The organism is Desulfosarcina sp., assembly GCF_055467485.1.
In genome coordinates this window covers 1-16,414 of record NZ_JBUOIV010000008.1, presented here as the reverse complement: position 1 = coordinate 16,414, position 16,414 = coordinate 1, and the positions used below count along the sequence as shown (strand labels likewise).

16 protein-coding genes are annotated in these 16,414 nt (G+C 56.9%); 2 read left to right on the top strand and 14 right to left on the bottom strand.

Annotated features, from left to right (window positions below):
- Positions 1–24: 24 nt before the first annotated feature.
- From ACZCED_RS05835 to ACZCED_RS05810, 6 genes are all read right to left on the bottom strand, one after another.
- Positions 25–1,704, bottom strand: a complete 1,680-nt coding sequence (locus ACZCED_RS05835) for a PAS domain S-box protein (protein WP_462970001.1) — start codon at positions 1,702–1,704, stop codon at positions 25–27.
- A 25-nt stretch (positions 1,705–1,729) separates the two neighbouring features.
- Positions 1,730–1,960: a nitroreductase family protein gene (locus ACZCED_RS05830; RefSeq protein WP_462970002.1), complete on the bottom strand. Its 231-nt coding sequence runs from the start codon at positions 1,958–1,960 to the stop codon at positions 1,730–1,732.
- Positions 1,961–2,243: 283 nt separating this feature from the next.
- Positions 2,244–2,960 carry an enoyl-CoA hydratase/isomerase family protein gene (locus tag ACZCED_RS05825; protein WP_462970003.1) on the bottom strand — a complete coding sequence of 239 codons (717 nt, stop codon included), beginning with the start codon at positions 2,958–2,960 and terminating at the stop codon, positions 2,244–2,246.
- Between the two features lie 321 nt (positions 2,961–3,281).
- Positions 3,282–3,479 (bottom strand): hypothetical protein, encoded by a 198-nt coding sequence (locus ACZCED_RS05820; RefSeq protein WP_372677259.1) that lies wholly within the window; start codon positions 3,477–3,479, stop codon positions 3,282–3,284.
- Positions 3,480–3,901: 422 nt separating this feature from the next.
- Positions 3,902–4,444: an O-acetyl-ADP-ribose deacetylase gene (locus ACZCED_RS05815; RefSeq protein ID WP_462970004.1), complete on the bottom strand. Its 543-nt coding sequence runs from the start codon at positions 4,442–4,444 to the stop codon at positions 3,902–3,904.
- A gap of 13 nt (positions 4,445–4,457) precedes the next feature.
- Complete coding sequence (locus tag ACZCED_RS05810; protein WP_462970005.1) at positions 4,458–4,952, bottom strand: FmdB family zinc ribbon protein; 495 nt, start codon at positions 4,950–4,952, stop codon at positions 4,458–4,460.
- Between the two features lie 272 nt (positions 4,953–5,224).
- On the opposite strand from ACZCED_RS05810, the gene ndk reads away from it, so the two are divergent.
- Together ndk and ACZCED_RS05800 are read left to right on the top strand one after the other, a co-directional pair.
- Positions 5,225–5,644 carry a nucleoside-diphosphate kinase gene (gene ndk, locus ACZCED_RS05805; RefSeq protein ID WP_462970006.1) on the top strand — a complete coding sequence of 140 codons (420 nt, stop codon included), beginning with the start codon at positions 5,225–5,227 and terminating at the stop codon, positions 5,642–5,644.
- Positions 5,641–6,408, top strand: coding sequence for an RNA methyltransferase (locus tag ACZCED_RS05800; RefSeq protein WP_462970007.1), 768 nt, complete (start codon positions 5,641–5,643; stop codon positions 6,406–6,408). Before ndk ends, ACZCED_RS05800 begins: the two co-directional genes overlap by 4 nt.
- Here ACZCED_RS05800 and ACZCED_RS05795 read toward each other — a convergent pair.
- The 8 genes from ACZCED_RS05795 to ACZCED_RS05760 form a co-directional block, all read right to left on the bottom strand.
- Positions 6,366–7,913, bottom strand: a complete 1,548-nt coding sequence (locus ACZCED_RS05795; protein WP_464860423.1) for an ATP-binding cassette domain-containing protein — start codon at positions 7,911–7,913, stop codon at positions 6,366–6,368. The genes ACZCED_RS05800 and ACZCED_RS05795 overlap by 43 nt on opposite strands.
- A gap of 31 nt (positions 7,914–7,944) precedes the next feature.
- Positions 7,945–9,027: a 3-isopropylmalate dehydrogenase gene (leuB, locus tag ACZCED_RS05790; RefSeq protein WP_462970009.1), complete on the bottom strand. Its 1,083-nt coding sequence runs from the start codon at positions 9,025–9,027 to the stop codon at positions 7,945–7,947.
- A gap of 212 nt (positions 9,028–9,239) precedes the next feature.
- Entirely contained in the window at positions 9,240–10,601 is a 1,362-nt protein-coding gene (locus tag ACZCED_RS05785) for an ExeA family protein (RefSeq protein ID WP_462970010.1), read from the bottom strand.
- Between the two features lie 21 nt (positions 10,602–10,622).
- Entirely contained in the window at positions 10,623–11,630 is a 1,008-nt protein-coding gene (locus ACZCED_RS05780) for a TAXI family TRAP transporter solute-binding subunit (protein ID WP_462970011.1), read from the bottom strand.
- A gap of 200 nt (positions 11,631–11,830) precedes the next feature.
- Entirely contained in the window at positions 11,831–12,019 is a 189-nt protein-coding gene (locus tag ACZCED_RS05775) for a FeoB-associated Cys-rich membrane protein (RefSeq protein ID WP_462970012.1), read from the bottom strand.
- A gap of 61 nt (positions 12,020–12,080) precedes the next feature.
- Entirely contained in the window at positions 12,081–14,288 is a 2,208-nt protein-coding gene (feoB, locus tag ACZCED_RS05770; RefSeq protein WP_462970013.1) for a ferrous iron transport protein B, read from the bottom strand.
- A 2-nt stretch (positions 14,289–14,290) separates the two neighbouring features.
- A complete protein-coding gene (locus ACZCED_RS05765) occupies positions 14,291–14,527 on the bottom strand; it encodes a FeoA family protein (RefSeq protein WP_462970014.1) in 237 nt (78 codons plus the stop codon).
- Between the two features lie 205 nt (positions 14,528–14,732).
- Positions 14,733–15,893, bottom strand: a complete 1,161-nt coding sequence (locus tag ACZCED_RS05760; RefSeq protein ID WP_464860422.1) for a tyrosine-type recombinase/integrase — start codon at positions 15,891–15,893, stop codon at positions 14,733–14,735.
- Positions 15,894–16,414: the final 521 nt, after the last annotated feature.

Here is a 16,414-nt window from a genome sequence, read left to right as displayed (position 1 = left end):
TCGATGATAAACAGCTGCCCAAGACTAACGGGTCCCGCCGCTGCCGGGAATCGTGTCGGATCCATCGATGGCGAGCAGGTATGACCTCAGGTTGGAGCGCTTCTTCTTGATGCCCAGTTTCCGGCGAATAGTATAGCGGACGGCCTCGATGGTTCGCGTGGACAGCCCCAGGATTCGTGCAACATCCTTGGTGGTCTTTCCCTGTTTAACCAGGTTGGCCACCTGGATCTCAGCGGGGGTGAAATTCAGGTAGTGCCTGGACATGCGCCGGGACAGGGGCGAGATGATTTCGTTGAGATTGGACTCCACCAGGTTGAGATAGACCCGCTGATGATCGTCCATCCGGCTGGCCTTGAGCTTTTCCAGGTATGGTAGAATCAGGCTCTTGGCATTGTTCAGCATCTTCTCTTCCACTTCCGTGCGATCTGCTTCCCGCTTTTGCAGGAGCACCTCCAGCGCCGTATTGACTTCGGACAGGCTTTCGGTTCTCTCCTTCAGCTCCTTTTCTCGGTTTTTCAGCGCCGCAGTGGCTTTCATCTCCTTGGTGATGTCCAGAACGATCCCGTTGAAAAACAAATGATTGTCAGTTTCGTCGGGTACCGCGACGGAAATGATGTGCAACCATCGCCACCCGCTGCCCGAAAGGTCACGGATCCGAACCGTTTCGTCCAGCCTGTGGGTATCGAGCATTTTCACACCGGCGGCCAGCAGGCGTTCCCGGTCATCCGGGCGCAGCATCTCGAGCCAGGATTGAAAATCGGTCACCTGGCTCAGGTCAACGATCTCTGCAATGGACGGGCTTACAAAAATACGCCAGGGCCGGTATGGGGTTTCCGGTCGGTGTCGCAGGCGGAAAAGGACGAAGTTGGAGGCGCTTTCCATGAAGGAACGCAGATGGCGCTCGTTTTCTCTAAGCGCCGCTTCCGCCTTGACCTGCGCGTCGATATCCCGCAGCACGGTAACCCGAACTTCCCGGCCGCGGATGTGGATCATCTTCCCCTGGATCATCACGTGAAACCGGGTGCCATCCTTTTTGACGGCCACGGCATGGTATGGCTTTTCGTAACCGGAAAGCATGTTCTCTCTGACCCGCAATCGATATTCCGGTGCGATGACGTCGGTACCGAAAATGCCGATCAACTCCTCGCGGGGGGTATCGAACATGACGGTTGCGGTGCGATTGGTGTCAATGCAGACCCCTTTGCTGGAAATGAACACTGCTTCAAAAGTGGCATCGGACAGCGCCCGGTATCGCTGCCGGCTCTCTTCCAATTCGCTTTCCGTGTGGATCAGACTGCTGATGTCCTGGATCTGGACAATAAAATATCGGGCAGCGCCAGCCTTGTCGGCGACCACGGCGAGATTCAGTAGTCCCCGGAGCGCTTTTCCAGTCTGCTGTCGGCATTTGATGATAAGCTGGGTGGGGCCTGGTTTGCCGGCCACCAAATCCCGGGATAATTCCGACAACCGGCGCCAATGATCCGGCGCCATGATGTTTTCAAGGCCTTGGTCCAGAAGCATCTCTTCCGGGCAGCCAAGCATGGTGCACAATGCTGAATTGACCTTGAGGAACCGGCCATCGAGTTGAGTGACCGCCATTGCCGCTCCCGCCTGGTTAAAAAGGGCACGAATCAGCGCATCTTTGTCCTCAAAAGGATCGTCCGGAAAAGGTTCCGGCGGCCCATGCCGGGAAGGTTTTTTCATTGCCCCCTTAATCCGCGGGTCTGTATTAGAAATAGTCGTCGTGGGTGAACGTGAAGGATTCGCGGCGTCTGGGAGCCGGCCCGAGCGTTGCGGGATACCCCAACGGTATCAGGGTGACCCGTTCATATTCGTCCGGCACACCGATCACCTCCCGGGCGCGATCATGGTCGAACAAGCCGACGATAACCGCTGCCAACCCCAGACGGTGGGCCATGAGGCAAAGGTTTTGCGTGGCCAGGCCCAGGTCGTACATCATCCAGTCACCAAACGGTGGCCTCAACATCCTTGTAAAAGCCCGAGGTTCGATTCCTGGCGTACAGTGCCAGCAGCACCGGCGCCTGAACAATGGCCTTGAACGCCGGGTTGCCTTTCGACGGCAGGGTGGCCTGGATCTTCGCCTTGGAAACAGATAGTCGCCCGGGGCGGTGCTACGCAGCACCGTAAGGATAAGATCGATTATCAATTCGCTCGCTCACTCCGCCCGGGAATGCGCTTGTTATCGCGGTTCCACCGATCTTTCACCTGCTCCGGCAATCCGATCAACCGATATTGAATTGGCCCGACTCGATATAGGGCACGTCCTCGACATCGATGGCCCGGACAATGGCTTGATTCAGCCGCTTTTTCATCTCGGCCACCACCGGACGTCTTTTATTGATGGTCATGGCGAAGGTCATGGTTTCCTCCATGAGGGTCTCGATGGGACACGCCTTGCGAACAATATGATGGTCCACACATTGATCGGCGGTCAGCCGGATACCGGTGTACTCCATGTACTCAACCATGTACATGGGCATGGCCTTTTTCAACAGTTCGTTCATGCCCGGCAGGAAAGGAATGCCCAGGTCCACTTCGGGAAAGCAGAAAAAACCACGGTCCGATCGCATGAAACGGAAATCAAAGGCGCAACACATAATGGCGCCGCCGGCAAAGGCGTGACCGGAGATGCCGGCCACGGTCACCAGGGGATACGTGACGATGCGTTTGAACATGCGGTTGAGCAGGTAAAAGTAGTCTTTGGCCAGGGCAATGTCGTTTTTTTGAATAACCGGCACCAGCCACTCCAGATCGATCCCGTTGGAGAAAATCTTCTCATGGGCGGAAGTCACCACCAGGGTGGTGGCATCGGTGGCTCGCTCGATCTCGTCGAGAACGCCCAAATAGGCATGGACAAAATCCGGATTAAACCGGTTCTCCCCAGCGTTGAGGGTAATAGTGGCCACATGTTCATTTACATCGTACTTCACCAGTGTCATGGTCAGCTCCTGAAAGTCGTCGATCCTTGGTCGTGGATGGGGTCGAATACTGGCAATCGCACTTCCCGCCTGGCGGCGCTTAGGACTACATCCTGCGATCGGGTTTCACCGCCTTATAGCAAGACAGCGGTGGGGCTGCAAGTAAAAGAATGCAGCTGGTGAACACGCTGAAAAACGATTGCCTGTTGGCTCGCCGACGCGGTTCGCCGGTTGCCCGGAAAGCCGATGCGCAGCACCCCCGGCCACAGATTGGCCGGGGGCACCAACAAAAAAGGCGACCTGAAGCAGGTCGCCTTTCAATACTATTATGGTTCGGGTCGATCAGGAGCAGCAGGAGCCTTTGGTACCGCAACTGGTGCAACCGGCGCCGAAGTCTATCCCGCAGTCCAGTTTGAAACCGTACTGATGGAAATCGACCTTGATGGGCTGGGCTTTTTCAAGAAATTCCGTGTTGACGATGAATTGAAAACCGTCGATGTCAAACGCCTTGTCCGTGTCGGCAAGCTCATCCAGAGCCATGGCCAGTCCTGGGCCTCCTCAGCCGCCTTCGTTGAGGAAAATCCGGATCGGTTTGACATCCTTTCCTTTGAAATACTCGGCAATCTGCTCAACTGCCGGTTGTGTGACCTCAAGCATGATACCCTCCTTGTAAATAAAAAAAATCGGCCCGAATCGCGCATGGACCGGAAACCCTCAATTGGTTTCAGGGACGGAACTTAACCATGTCCATCAAGTTTGTCAATCCTAATTCCAACCGGGATCGACAAGGGATATAATCACTCCGGCGCCATCGCTTTCCGGCGGGGTGCGATTCCCATCAAACCCCGATGCCATTGAGCCCTCCCCAAGGTAAGCCGCGGGGGATGTTCCGCCTGTAACGGCGGTGCTGCGCAACACCGTAAGGATAAAAAGCCGATTTTCAGCACACTCGCTATCGCGGTTCATCGCAGGCCCAAGGCCGCCTGTCCCACCCGCTGTGACAGGTAACGGGTGTATATGTCAAGGTCGCTGGCCGAGAAAAGCGCGAAGATCACCTTTTCCGGCACGTCATGGGCCTCCATGAAGGTTGCGCAGACATCCACGGCAATTTTACCGGCATCGGCAACCGGGTACCCATAAACACCGCAGCTGATGGCCGGAAATGCCAGGGTTCGTATCCCGTGGGCCATGGCCAGCGCCAGGCTGTTGCTGTAACAGGCGGCCAGCAGGCGGCTGTCTTCAGGCCGGCCCCGGTACACCGGCCCCACGGTATGAATCACAAATCGGGACGGCAGCCGGTAGCCCTTGGTTAAACGAGCTTCGCCGGTGGGGCACCCGCCGATGGCTCGGCATTCTTCTAAAAGTTCGGGCCCGGCGGCCCGATGGATGGCCCCGTCCACGCCGCCGCCGCCCAGCAGCGACGCGTTGGCGGCATTGACGATGGCGTCAACGGCCAATTGAGTGATGTCCCCCTGCCGGGCTTCCAGCCGTTCTTTCAGAATCATGAGGCGGCCTCGCTTAAAGATCGTAAAGGGTTTCATCCCGCATGGGGGTTTGTCTGGCGGCTGCGGTTCCCTTGCCTTTCTTTTCCGGCAACACGAACGGATCTTCCCCTTCCAACAGGTCCCCCATCTCGGCCTCGACCTGCTCCGGATCCTCTCCTCGCTCCATGCGCCGCAAGGCTTCTTCCATCCCTGCACCCATTTGCATGCCGGTCATGTCGGTGAGCTTTCGCATGAGATCGGCTGCCTGGCGCGGGTCGTCTTCGTTGATCCGTTCGGCTTCGCCGGCCAGCATCTGCATCGCCTTTTCCATCTTGCCCTCGTCAAAGGGCAGATCTTCAGCGTCACCGGTCTCCTTCGCCTTCCCGGTAAAGGCGAAGGCAGACATCTGCCGATCCAGGGTGCGGGTTTTACATCGAGGACATTTGGGTTTCTTGGAGGTGTTGATGGTTCTGGAAAAAAAATTGAAGAGCGTGTTGCAATCCGGACAAAAAAACTCATAGATCGGCATATTTTCTCCACATTACAGTTGTTGTCTGATGGCAACGGCTTGTTTATGCAATGAAAGAATCAAATTCTAGCGGTCAAAATAATAAACCGCCCACCCCATGATGTCAACGGGTACAATGGCTGTGGCAAACGGTCGAGGCTCAGAATTAATATCAGGATATCAGTTTGTTGAAACTTAACAGCAGACAGGGCCCACCGGTTGAACCGGTTGACTTGGTATCAGCCTTCTGTTATGGCAGCGTCGAACCGAAACCCGATGAAAGGAAACCCAGTATGGAAAGAACATTGTCAATCGTCAAGCCCGACGGCGTGGCCCGGGGCGTGATCGGCGAAGTAGTCAAACGGTTGGAGGCCAATCGTCTGAAAATCATAGCCATGAAGATGATCCACATGACCAAGGCCCAGGCCGAGGGCTTTTACGCCGTGCACCGCGAGCGGCCCTTTTTCGACAGCCTCACGGCCTTCATGTCTTCCGGTCCGGCAGTGGTCATGGTTCTTGAAGGGGAGAATGCCATTGCCCGCTATCGAGAACTCATGGGAGCCACGAATTACAAGGAGGCGGCAGAAGGCACCATCCGGCGCGATTTTGCCACCGATATCGAAAAGAACGTGGTCCACGGTTCGGACGCCCCGGAAACCGCTGCGTTCGAGATCGGCTACTTTTTCAATGCCTTTGAAATCAATGCCCGATGACCGTCGGCGTCACCCGCGACAACATCACCATCGTCCTGCAGCGGCCCCGCTATCCGGAGAATATAGGGGCCGCTGCACGGGCCATGTGCAACATGGGGTTGACCCGCCTGATCGTGGTAGATGCCGAGGCCTGGGACGACGCACGCATCCGGCGGTTGGCCACCCATGAGGCCGGAACCGTGGTTGACAGGGTCCGCCGTTTCGATTCGCTCGATGAAGCCCTGGCGCCATTCGGTCATGTGGTCGGCACCACCGCCCGGCTGGGAGGCCAGCGCCCGGTGATCAAATCCCCCGACGTTCTGGCCCGAAGCCTGATCCCCATTTCCCGGAACAATCCGGTGGCCATCCTCTTCGGCCCCGAAGATCGCGGGCTGACCAACGACGACCTGAAACACTGCCAGCAGCTGGTCAACATCCCCACGGCGGGTTTCACTTCCCTGAACCTGGCCCAGGCCGTGATGGTGGTCTGCTACTGCATTTCTACCGCCGCCCATACCGTTCCTGCCGAATTCACACCCCGCCTTGCCAAACGCATCGAACTGGACCAGATGTACGAGAAACTGACCGCGTCGTTGATTCAAATCGGGTACATGAACCCGGAAAACCCGGACTACTGGATGATGCGCATCCGCCGGTTTTTCTCCCGGCTGCAACTGCGTTCCGGTGAGACCAGTATCATTCGCGGTATCTGCCGACAGATTCACCGGTACGGAGAGAAGCGCTACAACGACGGCTTGAAAGACGGCGGCAAGGGCGGAGCCTGACCACAAACGCTCCCGCTGTGCTGCACGACTCCCTGATCCAAAAACAAGCGATGGGTAATACAGGCGGGGATGTCGTCCTCATGATGGGAGACAACGATCAGCCCGGTGGCACCGCTGCGGCCGATCCGATCCACAAGTCTAATGACAGTATGGCGGTTTTCAGGATCCAGACCGGCGCAGGGTTCATCAAGAATCAGCAGCTTCGGATTTTTTACCATCGCCCGGGCGATAAGGACCATCTGCCGCTGACCTTGGGAAAGCTGGTTGAACGGGGTCTCGGAGAGCGCTGAGATGTCCATCTGCGCCAGCCAGCGCCTGGCGGTTGATCGTTGCACGGTATCGCAGTGGCGATACAGTCCCACCGAGTCGAAAAACCCGGAGCAGACCACATCCAGCGCGGACATTTGCTTCTGATACCCACTGGACAGGTCGTAGCTCACGACCCCCAGTCTTTGCCGGGTCTCCCACAAGGTTTGTCCGACGCCGCGATCCTTGCCGAACAGGCGGATTCGGTTGGCGTATACCTGCAGGCAGTCACCGGTGATCAATTTCAGGATCGTGGATTTTCCCGCGCCGTTGGGGCCGGTGATGGCCCAATGCTCGCCCTCCCCCACCGCCCAGGTCAACCGGTCCAGTACGATCGTATCGCCATAGCGAACCGTTACCGCTTTCATGTCGATCAGCGGTTCTGAGCACATGCGCCGGCCGTCGTCACGATGCGCCGGAAGAGGGTTGGGACGGGATCGTTTGCTTTTCCTTGTCGAGACGGCCGAGGGGATATCAAGCATCCGGGAAGCATCGTCAACGGTGCCGGCACCTGTGATCCGACCGCCTTCGACGGTAAGGACATGGGTGGTGGCAGAAAGCATCTCCTCACGGCGGTGGGTGACCAATATGATGGGCAGACCGTCGGCCACCAGCCGGTCGAGCATCTCCATCAATTCCCGCCGACCGGGACGATCGAGGCCGTCGAAGGGTTCATCGAGGATCAGCATCTTGGGGCGGCGGATCAGTTCACGGGCAACCAGTACCCGGCTCATCTCTCCGGTGGAGACGGCCAGGGCCGGTTTGTCCAGCAGGGCGTCAAGATTGAAGCGAACAGCAACATCGGCCAGGCGGGGTTCCATGTCGGATGGCACCGGGAGGTCGGCGCGTTGACGGCGCATCAGCCTGCGGACGGTGGTCGGTTCATGGAACCGGCCGGCAAAGTCCCGTGCGTGGTCCAGGTCCCTTTCCCGGCGCCATAGATCACGCCGGGCATCGCTGGCCACGTATGCGATCGCATCCATGGGCGACATGCCGCCAAAGGCATGGTAATGAATTTTTCCCCGAACGACAGGTAACAGGCCGGCGACGGCTTTTGCCAGCGTGGTCTTGCCCGCCCCGTTGGGGCCGATCACCGTCCACTGCTCGCCGGACTGGATCTGCCACGACGAGCCGTTGAGCAGCCACCGGCTGCGTTGCCTGACGGCGATATCATCCACGGTGATCAACGGCGTGGTCATAATCGGAGGGCCATTGAAGATCGACGACGGTCTAGCGGCCGTTGCGAAGGTGAAGGGCGACGGCGTCACCCATTTCGCGGGTGCTTACCGAACGGGCACCGGCGGCGATATCGGGGGTTCGAACGCCCGCTTCAAGCACACGCGCCACAGCGGCTTCCACGGCATCGGCGGCATCAGCCAGGTCCAGGCTGTAGCGCAGCATCATGGCCGCTGACAGGATCTGAGCGATGGGATTGGCGATTCCCCGGCCGGCAATGTCCGGAGCGCTGCCGCCTGCCGGCTCGTAGAGGCCGAATCCGCTTTCACTGATGCTGGCCGAGGGCAAAAGGCCCATGGAACCGGTGATCATGGCGCACTCGTCGGATATGATATCTCCGAACATATTGCCGCACAACAGCACGTCAAATTGATGGGGATCTTTCACCAGCTGCATGGTGGCGTTGTCCACATAGATGTGGCTCAGGGTCACATCCGGGTATGCCCGGGCCGTCTCGCTGACCACCTCCCGCCACAGCACCATGGTGGTCAGCACATTGGCCTTGTCCACCGACGCTACCCGCCGGCTTCTCAATCGGGCTGCGTCAAACGCGGCTTTGGCGATGCGCTCGATTTCCCTGCGGGTGTAGACCATGGTATCGAAGGCGCGTTCGTCGGGCCCGCTGCCATCCCTGCCTTTGGGCTGGCCGAAATAGATGTCGCCGGTCAGTTCCCGGACGCACAGGATATCGAACCCGTTCCTGACGATTGCCGGATGAAGGGGACTGGCCCCGGCCAAGGCGGGAAAAACCTTTGCCGGACGAAGGTTGCAAAAAAGGTTGAAGTGCTTGCGCAGGGGCAGCAGCGCTCCCCGCTCGGGCTGCTGCGCCGGGGGCAGGGTTTCCCACTTGGGCCCACCCACAGATCCGAAAAGGATGGCATCGCTCGCCTCGCAGAGCTGCAGGGTGTCATCGGGCAAGGCCTGACCGTGCCGGTCGATGGCAATACCGCCCACATCGGCGGAGGTGTAAGCCAGCTGAAAACCGAAGGTTTCCTGGGCTGCGTCGAGCACCTTCAGGGCTTCTTCCATCACTTCGGGACCAATACCATCTCCAGGCAGAACAGCGATCTTGAACATTTGCAACCATCCAGATTCATTTATAATGTTATTTGTCGGCGGCGATCATAAAGGGTTGACCCGGGTTTGTCAACCGGTGGGGGGCCAGGTGGTCCATCTGAAGGCGATCGGGACGGGCGGTACTGGGTTTCGCCTTGTTGCTCCGGTCGGACCTTCCCCGTTCGACCCATCAAACGAGGAAAACCGAGCCGATCATGTCATCAACGCATTGCTTATTGGCTGAGTTCCTGCTTGCGTTTATTCAAAAGCCAGTCGATGGCATCGGCCGGATCGGGCAGTTCCGCCGCAGAAGACTTCACGGCGGCGACTGGCGGCTCTGAACTGGCAGCGCTTGGTGCAGCTGTCGCTGCCGGTCGGGGGCGAGCGTCGGCAGTATCCGGCAAATCGAGGTCCGGGGGCTGATTGGGCATGCGTAACGCCGGTGCATCGGCAAGGGGAGGCGTCACCACCAGAGGCGGCGAGTGGGGGGCGGCCGTTGCATCGCCGGGATTAGCTGACGGGGAAGCGCTATCAACCGTCGGCACCATTGCAGAGGGGTTGCCGGAACCAGGGAAATAGGTCCGATAGGTTTCACGGACCCACTGTCCGGCGCTGTCTTTCAGAGGATCCGGTAAAAAATAGACGCCGCTGCCTATCAACAGCAATACCGCTGCGGCTCCCAGCACACGCGCGGCGGAAAGCCACCGCCGGCGATTTCGTTGGGCAGGCTGGTAATGGTTTGTCGGCGCAGGCGCCCGGTGATTGGTTCGGGTTTCCGACGGCAATTCATCCACGCTAAACGATATTCGCTCACGGCATTGATCGACGATCTTGCGGCTGATGGTCCGCCGGGACACCTGTGAGGAAAAAAACATGGCCAGGTCGCAGATGATATTGATTTGCCGGGGATACCCTCTGGAAAAATCGAACACCGCCTCCATGGCCGCACTGGAGAAGATGTCGTATCCGGCGCCGGCGGTTTTCAGGCGGTGGCGGATGTACGCGCAGGTTTCTGCCTGGTCCAGCGGATCGATGTTGTAGGTGATGGTGATCCGGCGCATCAGGGCCCGGTTTTCCGGCTGGAGCAGGATGCTGTTGAATTCGCTCTGACCCACGAAAAAGATATTGAGCAGTTTGGCATCCTGCCGTTCAAGGTTCGACAGCAGGCGGATCTCCTCCATCAGGTCGTGCTTGAGTCGCTGGGCTTCGTCGATGAGCAGCAGGACCGACTTCTTTTCTTCGTGGGCGTCGTTGAGAAAACGGCTGAAGGGCTCGATGAAGTCGCTCTTGGTTCGCACTTCGATGGGAAGCCCGAAATATCGGGAAACCATGCGGTAAAAATCGTACTTGCTCAGCCCCGGATCGGGAATCTTGGCCGTGTAGGCCTTGCCATGGATATCCTCCACCAGTCGGTTGATCAAGGTCGTCTTGCCAGTACCCACCTCGCCGGTCAACAGCAAAAATCCCTTGTTGTCCATCACCCCGTACTTGAGCGTGGAGAGGGCCTCGCGGTGTTTTTTGCCCATCCACAGGAAACTGGGATCCGTGGTGATCTGGAAGGGTTTTTTGGTCAGGCCATAAAAAGATTCGTACATCGTTGTTTCCGTTTCGGCGTGTCAGGGGCGAAACACCGCCTCGATGGCATCGGCCACCGGGTTTGGCTTGCGAGCCGGCGATGATCCGGTTTCCGCTTCAACGCTGGTTGAAGTGAAATCGGTCACGCACGGGTATTGCTCCCACCCGCTTACCGGTTCGCTCAAATCCACCGTTTTCCATTTGGGATGGCCGTTGAATCGAAGCCAGTCAAGGTTCTCCTTGATCAGCCAGGCCACATTCCCGATGGTGTGGCAGTAGTGATTGCGAAAATCATAGGCCACCAGCACGACCATGACCGACACGGTATCCACATCGGTCGTCTGCCAGGGATAAGTGCCCGCGGGAATCCGGGATGCCGGGTAGAAGGAGCGGACACCCTCGTGGGTAACCGGGATCAGGTGCAATCCGTCTGCCGGGGCAACCTCGAGCGCCAGGCGCTCAACCGGAAACCCGTCTACCGTTACCATGGCATCGATGCTGCCGGCTTTAAGCGCTGCCAGCGCCAGGGAATCACCGATGGCCGCCATCTGACGGGGCCGAACGCCCGAGATCTCGAAAATCAGCCGGCTGGTCAGGTAGGCGCCGCTCTCCACGTGGCCGATGGCCACCCGCTTGTCGGCGAGGTCGCTGAAGCTGCGGATCTCCTCTTTGCCGAGGATGTGGATCTCCTGGTTGTACAACGGGTGGACCCATTTGATTTTATCGGCGATCAGCCTGAGCCGATGATCGTTGTCGACCTTGGCCACAAAGGCAAGCACGTCCGACTGCACCAGGCCCATATGATTGCCGGGGCGCTGGTATACGGCGTAGATGTTCTCTACAGACCCGCGCGAATCGAATACCGCCAGGTGAATGTTGCTGCGCCTGACCAGCGCTTTTAAATCCATCCCGATCTGGTGAGCGGTGCTTTTCACGTCACCGGTAATGATGCCCAGAACATCCTGCCCGTTGTCTGCAGCCATAGCGGGCAGGAAGGCTGAATGCACCATCATGGTCACCCACACGATTACGATTACGCATTTTCCCATGGGCCAGGCCTCTTTGCCGCAATGGTTTCGCCGGCGTCAAGGATCTCACCTCGTTACCGATTCTACTGATATGGTGCATCCACCGGCGGGATGTCGCACTGCTGGAGATTGAGCCGTAGATGATAGAAGAGTCAAAATCCGGAGTCAATATTAAAACCGGCTCATTGGCGGCATTGGACGGCAAACCGGCGGCCGAAGCGCTACCGACCCTCCTTGGCCACAGTGGCGTCACCCGTGTTGCCGGTCGTCGGCTGGCTGCATGAATCCGCGATGCTGCAGCAGGTGCAGCCGCAGGCACAGCCGTCCTTTTGCTTGAAGCCTTTGTAGAAAACCCGTCCCACATAGACGGCGGCGGCAGCGACGATCAATATGACAATCAGTGTTTCCATGGTTCAAAACCTTAATATCGGAATGCGTTTCCGCGGCCGGTCAACGATTGGCGCCCGGATATCAGTATCCGAGGGCAGCACCGGCCTGGTAGACCGTCGCGGCCAGGAAAAAGGCCAGGGCGGTGTTGAAAAGCATGGAAAATGCACCCCATTTCCAAGAGGATTCCCTGGCGATACAGACCACCGTGACAAAACAGGGGGCGTAGAACATGACAAATATCAGCAGACTCCAGGCGGTGAGGGGGCGCCATCCCGGTTCGGCAGCCAGCTTGACGGCCAGGCTGTCAGCGGCTTCGGCGTCCACCGCACCCAATGAATACGCCGTCCCCAGAGTGGAGACGATCACCTCCTTGGCGGCAAACCCGCCCAGCAGGGCGATGTTCGTGCGCCAGTCAAAGCCGGCATAGCGGGTGACGGATTCTATGCGGGTGCCGACACGGCCAGCAAGCGAGTGGCGCAGGGCAGCACCGGCCTGTCGGGCATCCACGGCCAGCAGCTCGGCCTTCAATTCAGCGGCGGCAGCCGAGAGAGGCTCAGATTCCGTTGCGGTTTCGAGTTCTTCAACTACCTGGGGTGCCGCCGTCGACACGATCCCGCTGCGCTGGCCGGCATAGGTGTCAACCTGCGAGGCGGGCAGGCGGGGAAAGGTCATGGACGCCCACAGCAGCACGGAAATGCCCAGAATCACGGTTCCGGCCTTTTTCGCATACTGCCAGGTCCGTTCCCAGGTATGGATCATCAATCCCCGGAACGTCGGCAGGCGATAGGGAGGCAGTTCCATGACAAAAGGGGTGGACGCACCGGTGACCACGGTCATCCGCAGGAACTTGGCCGCCAGCAGGGCCCCGGCCCAGGAGATCAGGGTGAGGATGAACATCATCCGGGCCTGGCTGTAAGGAAAAAAGGCGGCAATGAGCAGGGCGAATACGGGCAGTTTGGCGCCACAGTTCATGAACGGCGCCGTCAGCAGCGTGGCGATGCGTTCTTTGGGCGATCGCAGGGTCCGGGTGGCCATCACGCCGGGCACCGCGCAACCGCCGGCAATCCCGCCGGAGACGATGTAGGCCATCACCGAACTGCCGTGCAGCCCGAATACCTGGAAGACCCGATCGAGCATGAAGGCCACCCGCGCCAGGTATCCAGAATCTTCCAGCAAGGCGATGCCGAAGAACATGAACATAATCAGCGGCACGAAACCGAGTACACCGCCCACACCGTCGATGATACCGGAGACGACAAGGGACTTGAGCAGCCCGTCCGACAGGGTGGCGGAAGCCATGTCCGAAAGCCATTCAAAAGCTCTTTCGAACCAGGCGACAGGCACTTCGCTGTAGGTGAAAACAAATTGGTACAAGCCCATGAGCACCAGCAGCATGATGATGGGACCGGCAAAGCGGTTAACCAGGACCTTGTCGATGCGGTCGGACAAAAAAAGCCGGTTCCTGTCTTGGTGCTCCCTGACCACCCCCTGTTTGAGAATGGAACTGATGAATCCGTAACGGTGATCGGCGATCATTGCTTCCGGATACGTCTCCAGGGTTTCTTCGATGTGGGCACCCACGTCGCGGGTGATGACCTCCAGCGCAGCGGCGATCTGCGGGTCCGTTTCCCTTCCCTTTTCAAGGATCTGCTCGTCGTTTTCCAGATACTTGATGGCAATCCAGCGCAGCGGATAAAGGTCCGTGAGAAAATGGCTCCCGCTGATAATCTTTTCCATCTTCTGAATCGCGGTTTCCAGGTCAGGGCCGTAAGAAACCCGCAGGGGTTGGAGTTGGGGTGTGTCGGCTACCGCTTCCACAGCTTCCATCAAGGCCTTTTTCCCAAACCCGCTGCGGGCCACGATGGGTACGACCGGCACACCGAGCAGGCGGGAAAGCTTTTTATCGTCGATCTCGATACCCCGGCCCCTGGCCACATCGATCATGTTCAAGGCCACGCAGGTGGGAATCCCCAACTCAAGGAACTGGATCGTCAGGTAAAGGTTGCGTTCCAGATTGGACGCGTCGACGATATTGATCGTCACCCGGGGGCGTTCGTTGACCAGGAAATCCCTGGCCACCACTTCTTCGACACTGTAGGCGGTGAGCGAATAGGTGCCTGGAAGATCCACGATGCGCATATCATGGCCGTTTTGCAGGTAGCGGCCCTCCTTACGGTCCACCGTCACCCCGGGATAATTGCCCACGTGCTGCCTTGATCCGGTCAGCGCATTAAAAAGGGTGGTCTTCCCGGCGTTGGGATTACCACCCAGTGCGACACAAAAATTCATTGTTATCCGTTAACCTCGACGTCGATGAGATCGGCTTCGTTATTGCGGAGGGTCAAGGTAAAGCCTTTAACCCGCAAGGCCACCGGATCGAAAAGCGGTGCCCGCCCTTGTATCTTGATTGTCGTTCCCGGGACCAGCCCCATATCCCGGAGCCGGCGCCCCAGTTCACCGCCAACCTTGACGCTGGCGATGGTACCCTCTTGGTTGACTTGCATCTTGCGAATGTTGATCGTTGCCATTGGAACTCCGTGAAGCAATGAAAATTTTACGTCTCGTAAAAATTTAGGTATTCCAAACTTTAAAAGGTGTCAATAGAAAAATACGGACGTCTGATATCGGATGTCTGAAGTCAAGAATGACGATCGCCCCCCGATTCCGTCATCCACTAGCCGACGCCAGTCCGCTGTCCTCCGTCCTCCGTCCTCAGTTATCTGGCCCCACGGGTCAGTGCGCAACCCCAATTTTAGGGGCTTCGCGCAGGTTTTGTTCCGTTTTTGTTCCGTTTTGGATATTTTCGACCAACCGCATTACCGCAGATGGATCAAGGTGCACATACTTTCGGTAGGCATCCAAGGATTTATGTCCAGACGCCATCCGAATTATTTCATCGGAGTAACCAGCCCTCACCCATTCAGTTATCCGGGCATGTCTGAGGCTATGAAATACTATCCCGATACGTTCACCGCTGGCGTTCATGGCCTTGTCACCATAAGGAATACCGCTTTTTTTGCATACCGCCCGCAATCTGGCTGTTACTGAAAATCGGTGGTATTTATTGCTTTTTGTATTGGTGAAAACATAATCATTATCATCCAAGCCCGCTACCCTGCGCTCTAAAACTTCTTTCAACCTTGGGCTTATCGGGATGTTTCGCTGTGTTTTATTTTTGGTGTCGAAAACTCCAAGGCTGATATAATCTAAAATCTGTCCGGAAATATGCTTTATATTTAGTTTCACCTTACCGGCTGTGAGTTCGCATATTTCAGATACCCGCATTGCCGATTCGTACCCACAGATCAATACATCCTGAAAGGTAGGATTGGAATTACCCAGCAGGGTTCGCAACTCTTTAGGTGTTATCGGTCGTCGTGGTGCGCTGTCTTTTAGAATTACAAATTCGCCCGGCATCACTTCATGGGGTATCTTTTTCCACTTGAGGGCTAAATTGTAGACCCTTGACAAGAGCTTTAATTCAATGTCCACCGTTGCAGATACAACCCCCTGCCCTTCACGGAAAGATCGATATTTTTGTTGCTGGATCGGGTCAATGCCGTTGATTGGTTTCCGCCCAAAGTATCCAAGGATATGTTGGGCGCTCACAAGATCCCTTTCGTAGCATTTTTTTTTCTGACTGGCCGGCAGGGTCATATACCAGTTACAAATATCTTTGACCGTCTTGAATTTTGCTCGCTTGACCTTCAACCCGGCATTGACTTCTTTGTTTTCATATGAGCGGGCGACATCCTTCGACTTAGCCGCATACGCAAGTTCACGGCCTTTAGCATCCTTTCCACAATACTTTTTTTGACCACCCACCCTGGCATACCAATATTCAACACCATTGCGTGTGCTGCTTGTGACGCCCTTCATCTTGCTTTTAGCCATGAAAGTCCCTCGCTCTCTCCCTAAGTTTCGCCAGTGAAGCCGGACAGTAAATCCGGTTTGCGGCTCCGGTTGCCTATCACGGGTTATAATAAATATACGTTTATTATGTTATATAACCTTATAGTTTTATTTATGTACATGTCAATATATATGTTGATTTTTTTCGATCTGTCGATTTAAATAGGAATATGCCAACCAGAAAGCCACAAATCCTTTTAACCCTCGATGATGATCTGTTGGAACGGATTGACGATTACCGTTACACCAACCGCATCCCCGCCAGGTCTGAAGCTGTTCGACGCCTTATCGATGAATCCCTGAGGCGGTGGGAAAAGAAAGCCGACAGGTAAGAATCCTTTACTGGAATGAATCTATGGGGTGGGGGGCAAAAAAAGCACCTCGTTGCCTCTGCCTATGTTTGCCGGTTTCTATACGAAATTTACAAAAAGCGGAGGCCTTACTACCTTGACGGCACTTCACCTGATCAACCTTGGCAGCATTGCCAGATCATATGGTTTTAT